The organism is Ancylomarina sp., assembly GCF_041555295.1.
Taxonomy (GTDB): Bacteria; Bacteroidota; Bacteroidia; order Bacteroidales; family Marinifilaceae; genus Ancylomarina.
Genome location: NZ_JBFFKR010000008.1, coordinates 25,076 through 39,157 on the forward strand (window position 1 = coordinate 25,076; position 14,082 = coordinate 39,157).

Genomic DNA, 14,082 nt, shown 5'->3' on the forward strand with positions numbered 1-14,082 from the left:
TTTAATATTAAGATGGTAGAGATAGATAAGTCAAACTATAAAATCCTTTTAGTTGAGGATGATTTCATAAACGGAAAGATTGTAAAAACTTTGCTAGAAAAAGCAACTTATTGTGTTGAATGGGTTAAAAATGGGAAAGAAGCTTTAGATGTTTTGATTCCCCATTCAACAGAATATGATTTGATTTTAATGGATATTCAGATGCCAATTATTAACGGGTATGAAGTGAGTATCAACTTGAGAGAGATAGGAATTCAAATCCCTATTATATGCATGACGGCTAATGCCTTTTGTGATGAAAAGATCAAGTCGAAAGAAGCTGGAATGAATGACCATATCTTGAAGCCTGTGACAAAAACGGCACTTTTTGAGATGGTTGAAAAATATTTACAGATCAAGTAGTTGATCTACTTAATTTACGTTTAAGACGTATTTAAAATTTAAATAATTGCGGATGAAAGTTTGTATCGCTGAGAAACCAAGTGTTGCGCGTGAAATTGCAATGATTTTGGGAGCCAAGAGCCAAAAAAATGGATATTATGAAGGAAATGGCTATCAGGTTTCTTGGACTTTTGGGCACCTGTGTACGCTTAAAGAACCAGGAGAATACAATCTAAATTGGAAGTATTGGCATCTTAATGATTTACCAATGATTCCAGGGCGTTTTGCAATTAAGGTTATTGATGATACTGGTGTTCAGAAGCAGTTTGATGTTTTAGCTAAACTTATTGCGGGTGCAGATGAAGTTATAAACTGTGGTGATGCTGGCCAAGAAGGAGAAGTTATTCAGCGATGGGTGCTTCATAAGGCAAAATGTAACGTGCCAATTAAGCGTTTATGGATTTCATCTCTAACAGAGGAAGCTATTCGTGAAGGTTTTGAAAACTTGCGTGAAGGCAAAGAGTTTGATCGATTGTATGCTGCAGGATCATCAAGAGCAATTGGAGATTGGTTGCTAGGAATGAATGCTACCCGTTTATTTACACTTAAATATGGAAGTGGTAAAAATGTACTTTCCATAGGTCGAGTACAAACACCTACATTAGCACTAATTGTTAATCGTCAGAAAGAGATTGATAATTTCGTTTCTCAAACTTATTGGGAATTAAAAACGATTTATCGTGATGTTACTTTTTCAGCAACTCGCGGTCGTTTCGATAAAAAAGAAGAAGGGGTTGAATTCTTAGGCCAGATCAATTCAGAGCCTTTCGAAGTCGTTTCTTTTGAGCGAAAAGCCGGAAAGGAATCGCCTCCTCAGTTGTACGATTTAACTTCTTTGCAGGTTGATTGTAACCGAAAGTTGAATTTGTCTGCAGAAGAGACCTTACGAATTATTCAAAGCTTATACGAGAAGAAATTAACCACATATCCAAGGGTTGATACCACGTATCTAACGGAGGATCTTTATAAGAAAATCCCAGAGATTCTTAAGAAATTAAAACCTTATAAGACGTATACTGAGGTGTTGCTAGGAGAAAAAATACGTAAATCGAAAAAAGTATTTGATAATAAAAAGGTGACTGATCACCATGCAATTATACCAACAGGTGTCCAGCCAGGAAGTCTACGTTACGAAGAAAAACAAGTTTATGATCTAGTTGCTCGACGTTTTATCGCTGTCTTTTACCCTGATTGTAAGGTTAGTAATACAACAGTATTGGGACAGGTTACGAATATTGATTTTAAGGCGACAGGTAAACAGATTATTGAACCGGGTTGGCGTGTGCTTTTCTCAAAGGATAGTAGTGTTGGGGAAGGTGCTATTCTCCCTGTTTTTGAGAAGGGTGAAAGTGGAGAGCATGTTCCCGATTTAGCTGAGAAGCAGACTCAGCCTCCTAAATATTATTCTGAAGCGACTTTGTTGCGTGCGATGGAAACAGCAGGTAAGCAGGTTGATGATGATGAGTTGAGAGAGCTCATGAAAGAAAACGGAATCGGTCGTCCATCAACTCGTGCGAATATTATTGAAACACTTTTTCGTCGTAAATACATCAAAAGAGAGAAGAAACGTCTTGTAGCTACTGTGGCAGGTATTCAATTGATTGATACAATTCAGAATGAACTTCTGAAATCTGCAGAATTGACAGGTATGTGGGAGAAAAAGCTGAGGGATATTGAGCAAGGAAACTACGAGGTTGATCAATTCATGATAGAGCTTAAGCAGATGGTTTTTAATATCGTTAAGGATGTGAAATCCAGAGTTGATGTTAAAAAGATTGCTTCGATTGAGGATGTGAAAGAAAAAGAGAAAACTAAAACAAAGGCCCCGGTAAAAGCAAAAGAACTAGTTTGTCCTAAATGTAAGGAAGGACAAATCCTAAAAGGGAAAACTTCTTGGGGATGTAGCAATTGGAAGAATGGTTGTGATATCAGATTACCCTTTGTATTTCAGAACAAGAAACTGACCGATAAGCAGATTGAAGTTTTAATATTAAAGCAAAAGACCACTAAAATAAACGGTTTTGAGATAGATGGGAAAAAACAGAATGGCGTTGTGACTCTTGATCCATCTTTTGAACTTAGTTTTATTGCAGGGGAAGCTGAGGTTTGGCATTGTCCTTTGTGTAAAGATGGTACCATGATGAAAGGCAATGCAGCTTATGGGTGTTCTAATTACAAACAAGGCTGTCGTTTTATTATTCCTTTCGAGTTTATGGGGAAGAGCCTTACTGAATCTCAGATAAAATCATTGGTGACTGACAGAAAGACAAAGCTAATTAAAGGCTTTGTAAATACCGAAACACAAGAGAAAGTTGATGGTAAATTGATCGTCGATAATATGGGAAAGGTAGTTTTCGGGAAACAATAAAATATCTAAATATAATAATAGGCTCAGTTTAAAACTGAGCCTATTATTTTAGCATTTTAGGCGTTGTGTAATGCACTAATTTTCCCGATCGAGCATCGATATCAGACCAATTATCCACATCGAATTCTATACCAATAGCTGTTCCTGTTGGAACATGAAGATAGCCTTCGTCTAGAAGTTTAGAAGCCCACGATGCGATATCCGGGTTGTGACCAAATACCCATACTCGCTCATGTTGACCTGCCTTTTCTTGTAACATTTCTAAGAATTCTTGGGTACTAAAGCCATCGTAGAGTTGATCAATTTGAATAATTTGATCTGGCTCAATATTGAAACGATGTGCAAAAAGTCTGGCTGTTGCAATGGCTCTATTAGCAGGACTGGATATAATCAGGTCTGTTTGGATTCCTATGTCGAATAGATGGCTCGAAACTAAAGCTGAATCGTTTATACCCCTATTGGTTAAGTTACGTTCGAAATCATTGATGTCGCTACGAATGACTTCTGTTTTGGCATGACGAGATAAAATAAGTTGCTTCATCTTTTGTGGTTTTAAAAGGAACAATGCGTTGTGTTAATTCTTGCTTTTCTTTGAAAGCTCTATTTTTTCAAGATATTTATAAATATCTCTCTGAGCTCTTTTTGCTTCCGCATCAATGCCATTTTGAGGTTTAATATTCTCCAATCGTTCATTGATTATTCGAGCATTTGTATTGTCATTAAGCTGAATGTTTAGAATGTCAATAAGTTCTTGTTTTAATTTAGGTTTTTCAATTGGGAATGCGCATTCTATACGTCGGTGAAGGTTGCGTGACATCCAATCGGCAGATGATAGATAAACATTTTCTGCGCCATTATTGTAAAAATAGAAAACTCGGGCATGTTCAAGGAATTGATCGACAATACGAATGATTTTAATGTTCTTTGAGTAAGATTTATTTGGAATCAGACAACAAATTCCTCTGATGATAAGATCAATCTTAACACCTTTACTGCTTGCTTCGTAAAGTTTGTTTATCATTTGTCGTTCCTGTAAGCCATTCATTTTTAATATGAGATGACCTTTTCTCCCGTTTTCTACATGAGCGATCTCTCTATCAATCATCTTTAAGAACTCATCTCGCATATTGAATTGACCAATGAGTAACTTATTGAAGTTGCATTCTGTTTCCTGATTTTCAAGGTAATTAAATAAGAGTTTCAATTCTGATATAGTTGTTTCATCTGACGTGAAAAAACCATGATCTGCATAAATACGAGCTGTTTTCTCATTAAAGTTACCCGTACTGAGGTAGGCATAATCTTCTTTGTCCGCTTTTCTGATGACAAGTGCGATTTTAGCATGGACTTTTAAACCTGGTAAGCTATAAATGATTTTAACACCCGCTTTTATCATAGCTCTGGCTGAGTTCATATTGGCTTCTTCGTCAAATCTGGCTTTTAGCTCAACAAGAACGGTTACTTTTTTACCATTCAATGCAGCATTAATCAAAGCATTAACAACCGCTGAATTCTCTGCAACACGGTATTGAGTTGCCTTAATTTCTTCGACTTTTGGATCAATTGCAGCTTCATTCAAAAAGCGAATGACATACTCGTAAGATTGATAAGGATAATGAAGAAGGATATCTTTTTTACTAATCTCTTTGAATATCGATTTATTTTGTCCGAGTTCCTTTACCTTAAGGGAATGGAAAGGAGCATCTTCCAATTCTTTTCCTGCAGGATTTGGGAAGTTAAAGAAATCTTGGAAATTGTGATATTTGGCTCCTTGAACCAGCTCATTATTCGTAAGGTTAAAAGCAAGCTTAAGTAAGTTTAAGAAATCGCGCGGGATGTTTTCATCATATAAGAAACGTGATGGTTCACCTGTTTCACGTTTCTTCAAATTTCGCTCGATCATGCTCATAATATTCCCTGAATATTCATCTTCAATCAAGATGTCGGCATCACGACTCATTTTGAAACTATAGGTTGAGTCAATTTTAAAGCCGGGAAAAACCACTTTCATGTGTAGTTTTACAATATCGTCGAGAAATATGATGTGATGTTTATCGTTGATAGATGGTAATTCAATAAACCGGTCGAAGCGATTGTTAGGTATTCTTACAATGGCATATTTGGCCCTCTTAGACTTGTCTGGATTATCTTTCTTACTTCTCTTTTTATAGAGCTTTACAGCCAAATAAATGGCATTATTTTTAAGAAAGGGCTGAATTTGTTTCTTCAAAAGCAGCATAGGCTGCATATGAGGAAGAAGATTGTCAAGGAAGAATTCCTTGGTGAACTCGTAATGTTCTTCGCACAGTTTCTCACCTTGCATTAAAACAATATTATTCTCGAGTAGCTCAGGAACGATTTCTTTTGTGAAAATCTGACCAAATTCAATTTGCTGCTTATTAACTTGCTGCTTAATTTTCTTAAGTGTATGATCAGGATTTTCTCTTAATTGTAGTTTGTCTTCAATAGGTAATTCCGTGAATCTTTGGTACGATGCAACTCTAACACGATAAAATTCATCTAGATTTGAAGAATAAATAGCTAGAAACTTAATTCTTTCGTAAAGAGGTAAATCTGGGTTTCTAGCTTCATCCAAAACTCTATGATTGAATGATAACCAACTTAAATCGCGATTGAAAAACTGATATTTTGACATATAAATGAAAGATTCAAAATGTATTCTAACAAATTTATAAAATTTTAGATAGTCTTTGCTTGCTAGTAGTCTAAATAAGGTCGATTTTGCCAGCGAGTTCAGAATAAATTACGTTTATTCGTTAGCAGCACCAATCTCATGCAATTTCTTGAAACGTGTTACTTTAGACATCGGGGCTAAAAGATAAAGGTAGTTCAGTCTACTCACAGGATCTCTGAATCGTCTTTCATCTTCCTTAACTTCTTCCATGGCTATATTGATTTCATGAATTGAAGATCTCATAAACATGACTTGGTTTTGATATTCGAAGTAGAACCAATTACCATCTTCAAGCTCCATATAAAGATACATTCGGTTACCTCGTCTACTTTTTCGAATCTCAATTTTACCTTTTACAATGCTATTGTGAGTTGTGTTGAAAATACTTCCAAGTTCTAGTTCTCCTAAAGAGTAATAGGCTTTTTTCTTAGCATTCCATTCTAGTTTTACTCGATTAAAGAATAGTGTTTGTTTAATCGTATCGGGTAATGCATCGTATGAACTTTTTTCCTTAATCTCCTTTATTATTTTATCGGCCTCAATTTCAGGTAGTATAAGAGGGAAGGTTTTCAGGAAGTGCTCATTGTTCAAATTACTCGGTCGTTGTACTGAGTTTGAGAAATTCTTATTCATCATCTTCAATAACAGCTCCGAGAAGTAAAAATCGAAGCCTAAACAAGTTATCAAATTTACTTTTTCTTTATCAGAATCGTAATCGACGGTACCAGCAGCCGTGGTTTTTACATGACCTAATTTGACTCCAAGGTTTATTAAGCCTTCACCATTCAAATTACAATTATTCATATTGTAAGATATCATGTTCCCAGACTGTTCTTGATTCTTTAATTTTTGTTCGCTTCCAACTTGATACAGGTTTTTTGTCTTATTATAAGTCAGATATCCATCAACAGTAAGAAGCGGATTGTCGGTATAGAACTTTCTTGTAGATAAGAATGCTGGGTAAATATGAATCGAATCGTTAGTGAGATACAACGAGTTAAATATTTTGATATCTTCCTTATCGCGCCCAATTGTGTCGATGGGTATCATGATGTCTCTGGGATTAATCGGAGCATTAAATGTTAACCATCTATTCTTGATATTATCACATTTGTTATGAATTTGAGTTTCACCATTAAAACGAAGGTGTTCTTCTCTTGCTGAAAGATGAGCTTCTCCTCTGAAATCGAAATCAGGGCTCAAAGTAAACGACATGGCATCAGGTACTGTCCCGGAAGCAATGGTTTGTCCTGTAGAATCAACACTGATTTCTTTGAAATAGATTTCTTGTTCTTCATCAAGTTCATCTTTATAGGTATAGAATCCAGACCCGGTATAATTCCTTCTGCCCTTAACCTCAACCAATGCATCCGTTATTTCATGGAAATGTTCTAGGGTGTCTGCAAGTATCTTACAATTGCTTAGTGGAGCTAAGTAACCATCATTTTCAACTGTGATATTTCCATTCAGAGGTATAATATCTGCATCAGCAATCTTTAGTTTATCTACGAATTTAGCTGCAATGGTGTAATTGGTTGTATCATAAATCGCATAAGGAGTTTCAAAACTTAAAGAATCCTGATCGAAATGAGTTGATATAAAAGTGTTATACGATGTTTTAGAGAGGGATTTAATTTTCCCGGTTTCCCACAATTGATTCAAATTTGCGAGTTCTTCACTTCCAAATTCAATCTGATCATTAGTCATATTCCATTTAAAACTATTGAGTTGGCAGATGTAATTGTTAGATGGGAAGCTACTGTAATTACCTGATATAGTACTTTTGAAGTCTGAGCGTTGAATACTTAAATCGATAATGGCATTACACATTTCGGCTTTAAATAAATAACCAGCCTCATTACCACTGAGTAATTTAAATTGACTTGTGTCAGCAATGATTTTAGAACCATAATAATTGAAATGACTTGAAGTAAAAGAACCATTTGCATAGACCATTTCTCCCGAGCCAGACATTTTAGTATTGGTAATATTCACGATGCCCGAAAGCGAAGCATGACCTTCGTACATATTTAAAGGCGAGTCTTTCCCTTGACTCTGAATCTTAAATTGATCCTTATTGCTTTGCCACTCAACCCAGATATTTTTTCCACTAATATCAGGATGTGAGAAAGGGGTGTTTTGAGCCAAAAGGGTATATGATTCAGCTTGTCCCTTTGCACTTTCAGGCAGGAAAATGAAGTGGTCTGATACAATCTTAGTATTCTTTTCGGTAAAAGTTCCTTTACCCCAGAGTCCATCATTGTTTAAGAATAGAGAATCGGTAAAAGTTGCTTTATTGTAAACTAAAACCCCACTTTCATCAATGGAATGTGCAAATCCAATCGAATTATCATTGTTTACAATTAAAGTCTCGCGAAAGTTAGGAACAATGCCACCAGATTTAAACTCGCCTTGAAACTGTAAATCTTGATCGGATAATTTGTTGATGTTGTCAATTGTAAATGGATCTACCTTGATATAGAAGTTATCTTTTTTGTAGACGCTATTATGAATATATGCCTTCTCATAATAAAGGTAGGATGAGTCATATGAATTGAAGATCGGGTACTGTTCCAGATATTCGTTTCCAGATTTATTTGAAGGATCATCAATCAGAAGGTTGGCTGTGGCATTCTTTACAATATTTTCAAGAAATATGGCATTTCTTCTGGCAAATTGACCTTGGTCATCTGAGGGGATATAAGCTTTTAAAGAATCAATAAGTCCCATGTCAACTTTAAAATCATCATAGGAGAAATTGAAGTTTTTACCATACATATTTAATGGTCCGGCTTTAACTAAACCGCTAAATTCAAAGTCTCGATTTTGTTTTACGAGTAGTTTCCCTCCTCTAGGAATAAAGCTTACATTTTGTGAGTTACTGACCGATACCTGATCAACACCATTGATTTGTAAATTAAAATTTTTCAGATTAAGCGTAGCATCATCTTGAAGTTTCTCAGTATTAGATGAAAAGTGAATGACATCGTAATCTTGTCTTCCCATTGCTGCAGAAATGTAATCACCACTACGTTTTTCAATAGTGATTTCATCTTCAGATGCATCGTAATTTAAAAAGCCTTGAAATGAGAGACCAATCACTTGTTGGCGAGTCTGACTGATTGGTTTTTTGATGTAATTGGCATATTCCTCTGTCGTAAATGTGTTGGAATACGTGTATTTTGCAAATTTGTAGAGTAAAACCAAAGGGTGTTTATCATCCATCCCCTGAAGTCTCATGTAATGATTGTTTGTAAAATAGTTTATTGATTCAAACTTCGCCAGACGATGCGAGGCGCCTTTCATTTTTTTAAAATGGATGATGTTTTCGTCCATTTTCCAATGTAGAATTCCAAAATCCATCAGTAGGTTATGGTAATTGTTGAAATAGGGACTCTGTGACATGCCAGTTCCATCTCTAGTCAGAATAAGGACCTTATCTTCAGTAAGTATTTTTAAATATAGGTTAGGGTGGTAAATCTTGAATGTATCCAGATGCAGAGTGATCTCTGTATCTTTTCCTAGAATTTTGTTGTTTGAAAAACTAAAGTGTTCCGATGAGGCCTCAATAAATAAGGTGTCATTTCTTGTCAATTTTATAGTCGCAGGCTGTTCAGAATTACCTTTCCCTATAAATTTAGCGCCTTGAATGGCTATCCCTCCTTTATAGCTGATGTTCTCGAATAAACTATCTATTGATATGTTTTGTTCAAAGGATTTAAATCTGGGATAAGTTGCAGAAGCTGGGTTTTTAACAATATTGACTTTCTCGATTAAAGAGCCTGATACGAAATCTTTAAATAGAAGTTTGTTTTTGTATTGAACTGTATCAATTTCTATTTTTGGTTTGGTAATATCTAATTTATAGCCTTTAAATTCCGCATATTCGTCGCTGGGAGATTTTCCAGATCTTGTCCATGCAATTTTTCCCTTTTCACCTTTCCATTTTTTTTCGAAAGGGTAGTAGGCTCCACTTGTATTGTATATACTGCAGCTATCTTTTTGTGAATAACAAACTAATTCGGTTGAATTGAATACAATCTTAAGTGTATCATCATAGATATAATGAAAGTCGTTTGATCTTGTTTTCCATTCAGTTGAGAAGGATTTGTAAAGAAGTTGATCTTTGAGAAGATTGTTTGTTTGCTTAAGAAACTCATTTATATTTTTCAGTTTGACTTTTGGTTTACTCAGTTCATTAAGTAACCCTTTTTCCCAATTGGAATAATCTTTACCACTTAAGCCTTTCTCATTAAAGAGTATGAGGCTATTGAAGTAATCGTAGAAATCGGGTACAATACGAGCTCTTTTTTTTCTAAACTTTTTACAAATAGAAAGAATAGAGTCTCTCTTAGCACTAGAGGTTTGAGCTTTATTCCAAAACTGTTGAAATTTTTCTTCAAAGGCTTTCTTTTCCTTATTATTTAGGGATGGGTGATCCATCAACAAGTCTATCTCGCTTATTGAAACTATAGAATCTTGATTGAATGGTTTGGCCTTGGTCGTAAAACTGGCTAATAAAAATCCTAAGAAAATAAGCGAGAATAGTTGTTTTGACATGTTGATTATTTTTGATTCTTGAAATTAGAGATCAGAATACTTATGCTATTTTTTTACGAAACGCACTGCAACCCAATTCAGGTCAACTCTATGGTCGATATAGCTTAGTGAATTCTTTTCAGCTTCTTCTTGAATGTACTTAAGGTCTTCAGTATAAAAACCACTCATGATAAGATGACCATTTTGCGGTAAGCAGGCCACATAAGCCTTCATGTCATTTAAAAGAATGTTTCGGTTGATATTTGCTAAAACAATATCGTACTCTTTACCTTCTAATAGGCGTGCATCTCCTAAGAAAACAGATACATTGTCAGCATGATTATTCTTAATGTTCTCTAGGGAGTTTTTATATGGCCATTCGTCAATGTCGATGGCGTCAACTGTTTTTGCACCACGCATTGATGCTAATATTGCTAGCAAACTCGTTCCACACCCCATATCGAGAACTCTTTTGTCTTTAATGTCACTATCCAAAATGCTTTGAACCATCAATGATGTTGTTGAATGATGCCCCGTTCCAAAAGACATTTTAGGATCTATAACGATATCATAAGGCACTTTTGGCGTGTCGGTATGAAAAGAAGCACGAATAACAACCTGATCAGAGATGATTACAGGTTGGAAGTTTGATTCCCAAAGGGCATTCCAATCCTGAGATACAATTGTTTTAGGTGTGTAATTTAGTGTGAAATTAATTCCTGAGAGATAATCTAAATTAATCTCTTTAACTTTTTCCATATCGAAAAGATCTTCTGTGATATAGGCATCAACTGAATCTTCGTTTTCTGTAAAACTGTCGTAGCCAAGCTCTCCAAGTTCTGCAATTAGAATTTGAGCTACAGCTTCGTTATAAGGGATAATTTCACATTTTAATTCAATGTAATCCATGATTGGTATTATTAATTCTTATTTAGTTGAAAGTAATTCTCAATTATTTTATGTTGTAATTTACAAAAATAATCTTCTTCATTTAAAAGACTTCATTTATTTAAGAATAAAGCAAAAAGTAAATTTTTCGGTGCTTTTTTTCTAGAGTAGAAGCTTTGTTGAGCTGTTTGTAAATTCCTTTGTTTTAATATTTTAATATTTATGCAACCGTTTCCGTTATTTGAAATAGTTCTAAACTTCTTGTTTTTAGTTCTACTTTTATTGATTTTAAATCAAATAGTGGTATTATTGCCATCAATTATTAGGAATAACTCTTGTTTCATTACAATTTATAAGTAAACAAATGGATTTTCTTGCAATTAAATTTTATGTGATGGCTTACCTTGTATGCTATCTTGAAGTCTTCGGAGGACTTTAATCTACTTCCTATTCTCGATCTTCGTGATCTATTCTAGAATTTTCTTTTCTAGACCTATTCTATCTATTTATTGAATAATTGTAATTGATGTATCTGTACATCAATAATTAAATAATAAGGCATTTTATCTTTTTGGTAAACTGTCGTACCTTATAGATTAATCAAAATCGTTAAATAAAATAACATGCAAAAGTCACTATTATTAGGTGTTGAAGCCATTGCTCAAGGGGCAATCGACGCTGGAATGTCAGGTGTTTATGCTTATCCAGGAACGCCTTCTACAGAAATTGCTGAATATATTCAGCATTCTAAGCTAGCTAACGAACGTAAAATTCATAGCGAGTGGTCTGCTAATGAGAAAACAGCTATGGAAACAGCTCTTGGTATGTCATATGCTGGGAAAAGAACCATGGTTTGTATGAAGCACGTTGGTTTGAACGTTGCAGCTGACTGTTTTATGAACGCAGCTATCACAGGATCTAACGGTGGAATGATTGTTACTATTGCTGATGATCCATCTATGCACTCTTCTCAGAATGAGCAGGATTCTCGTGTTTATGCTAAGTTTGCTATGATTCCAATTCTTGAGCCTTCAAATCAGCAAGAGGCTTATGATATGACTCGCTTTGGTTTCGAATTGTCAGAAGCTTTTGGTACACCAGTTATGATGCGTATCACAACTCGTTTGGCTCACTCTCGCGCTGGTGTTACACCAGTTACTGATATTGTTGCTGAAAACGAAATGTCTTTACCTAAGGATAAGCAGCAGTTTATTCTTTTACCAGGTATTGCACGTAAACGTTATAAGTTACTGTTGAGTAACCAAGAGAAATTTGAAGCTGCTTCTGCTGAATCTCCATTCAATCAATATACTGATGGTGCTGATAAATCATTAGGTGTTATTGCTTGTGGATTAGCTTACAATTACTTGATGGAAAATTATCCTAATGGTGATTGTCCATTCCCAGTATTGAAAGTAAGCCAATACCCACTTCCTCGTAAGATGATTCAAAAAATCACTAGCGAATGTGATAAAGTTTTGGTTCTTGAGGAAGGTTACCCTGTTGTTGAAGAGATGTTGAAAGGTTACCTTGAAAAGGAAGCTGTTATCGGTCGTTTGGATGGTACTTTATCTCGCGATGGTGAGTTAACTCCTGATATGGTTGCTGTGGCTCTTGGATTTGAGGTTGAAGAAGGAATGGCTATTCCTGATCTGGTTTCAGCTCGTCCTCCAGCATTGTGTGTCGGATGTAGTCATCACGATGTTTATAAAGCATTGAATGAAGTCATTGCTGAGTATGGCGAAGGTCGTGTGTTTTCTGATATTGGATGTTATACATTAGGCGCTTTACCTCCTTACCGTGCTATTAATGCATGTGTTGATATGGGTGCTTCTATTACAATGGCTAAAGGTGCCGCTGATGCAGGTCTTATTCCTTCTGTTGCAATGATTGGTGATTCTACTTTCACTCACTCTGGAATGACAGGTTTATTGGATGCAATCAACGAAAATTCTCCAATTACGGTTATTATTTCTGATAATGAATCTATCTCAATGACTGGAGGTCAGAAGTCTTCAGCCAAAGGGAAATTAGAAGATATCTGTGCTGGTTTAGGTGTTCATCCTGATCATATTCATGTCTTTACTTCTTTACCTAAGAAGCACGAGCAAGTGAAGGATATTATTCGTAAAGAATGTGACTACCAGGGTGTATCAGTAATTATTCCTCGTCGTATTTGCGTTCAGAAGAATGTTCGTGATCAGAAGATTAAAAAAGCATTGAAGGCTAAAGCAGCTGCAAAAGCTTAATTTAATTTTGCCCAAATAAATCAATAATTCAATATGTCGGAAAGTGATTCATTCGCTTTCTGAGAATAAAATAGCATACATATGAAACGAGCCAAAGAAGAACTTTTAAAGCGTAGAAAAGTATTCATATTGGCGACTTCCATCTGACCGAAATTTAAAATTATAAACAGATGAAAACAGATATGGTTATTGCAGGTGTAGGCGGTCAAGGAATTCTTTCCATTGCTGCTGCATTAGGATCTGCTGCTTTAGATAATAATTTATACATGAAACAAGCTGAAACTCATGGTATGAGTCAGCGTGGTGGTGATGTTCAGTCGTTCATGAGAATTTCTGATAAACCTATTTATTCAGATTTGATTCCTAAAGGTGGTGCCGATATTATTTTATCAGTAGAGCCAATGGAAGCTTTACGTTACCTACCTTACCTTAAAAAAGGGGGTTATGTTGTGGCGAATTCTTCTCCATTCATCAACATTACTGATTATCCAGATGAGGCTGAATTGATGAAAACGATTAAGGCTTTGCCTAATTATGTGTTGATTGATGCTGATGAGATTGCAAAAGAAGTGACGGGTTCTACCAGAGCTTTCAACTTCGTCATGTTAGGGGCTGCTTCTCCATTTATCGATGTTCCTTTTGAATATTTAGAAGAAGGTATTCGTATGATTTTTGGTAGAAAAGGTGAAGATGTTGTCAAAATGAACATCGACGCATTGCACGCAGGTCGTAAGTTCTCTCAAGACAATAAATAAGAACTTCATGATAATCTGGCAACAGGTTATCGGATAACTTTAAGAAAGCCTCAGTATTCATTTACTGAGGCTTTTTTTGAGCATATCCCATATTAAAATAGTTATCTCAAGCTTAAGTGTTTTGATTGCCTGAAAGCTATCAAAACA

Annotated in this window: 8 protein-coding genes; 4 read left to right on the forward strand and 4 right to left on the reverse strand. The window is 35.4% G+C overall.

Annotated elements, in window-relative coordinates:
• Positions 1-12: 12 nt before the first annotated feature.
• Positions 13-402 carry a response regulator gene (locus tag ABY905_RS01625; protein WP_372639751.1) on the forward strand — a complete coding sequence of 130 codons (390 nt, stop codon included), beginning with the start codon at positions 13-15 and terminating at the stop codon, positions 400-402.
• Between the two features lie 52 nt (positions 403-454).
• Entirely contained in the window at positions 455-2,809 is a 2,355-nt protein-coding gene (locus ABY905_RS01630) for a DNA topoisomerase 3 (RefSeq protein ID WP_372639753.1), read from the forward strand.
• A gap of 43 nt (positions 2,810-2,852) precedes the next feature.
• Here ABY905_RS01630 and ABY905_RS01635 read toward each other — a convergent pair whose 3' ends face one another.
• The 4 genes from ABY905_RS01635 to prmA form a co-directional block, all read right to left on the reverse strand.
• Positions 2,853-3,350, reverse strand: coding sequence for a histidine phosphatase family protein (locus tag ABY905_RS01635; RefSeq protein WP_372639756.1), 498 nt, complete (start codon positions 3,348-3,350; stop codon positions 2,853-2,855).
• A 33-nt stretch (positions 3,351-3,383) separates the two neighbouring features.
• Entirely contained in the window at positions 3,384-5,465 is a 2,082-nt protein-coding gene (ppk1, locus tag ABY905_RS01640; RefSeq protein WP_372639758.1) for a polyphosphate kinase 1, read from the reverse strand.
• 114 nt (positions 5,466-5,579) lie between these two features.
• The gene (locus ABY905_RS01645) at positions 5,580-10,064 is read right to left on the reverse strand and encodes a hypothetical protein (protein ID WP_372639760.1); all 4,485 of its coding nucleotides are present in this window, start codon (positions 10,062-10,064) and stop codon (positions 5,580-5,582) included.
• A 45-nt stretch (positions 10,065-10,109) separates the two neighbouring features.
• Positions 10,110-10,952, reverse strand: coding sequence for a 50S ribosomal protein L11 methyltransferase (gene prmA / locus ABY905_RS01650; RefSeq protein ID WP_372639762.1), 843 nt, complete (start codon positions 10,950-10,952; stop codon positions 10,110-10,112).
• Between the two features lie 602 nt (positions 10,953-11,554).
• Between prmA and ABY905_RS01655 the strand changes: the two genes are divergently transcribed.
• Both ABY905_RS01655 and ABY905_RS01660 read left to right on the forward strand, forming a co-directional pair.
• Entirely contained in the window at positions 11,555-13,180 is a 1,626-nt protein-coding gene (locus ABY905_RS01655) for a thiamine pyrophosphate-dependent enzyme (RefSeq protein ID WP_372639764.1), read from the forward strand.
• Between the two features lie 170 nt (positions 13,181-13,350).
• Positions 13,351-13,935: an indolepyruvate oxidoreductase subunit beta gene (locus ABY905_RS01660; protein ID WP_372639766.1), complete on the forward strand. Its 585-nt coding sequence runs from the start codon at positions 13,351-13,353 to the stop codon at positions 13,933-13,935.
• Positions 13,936-14,082 lie beyond the last annotated feature (147 nt).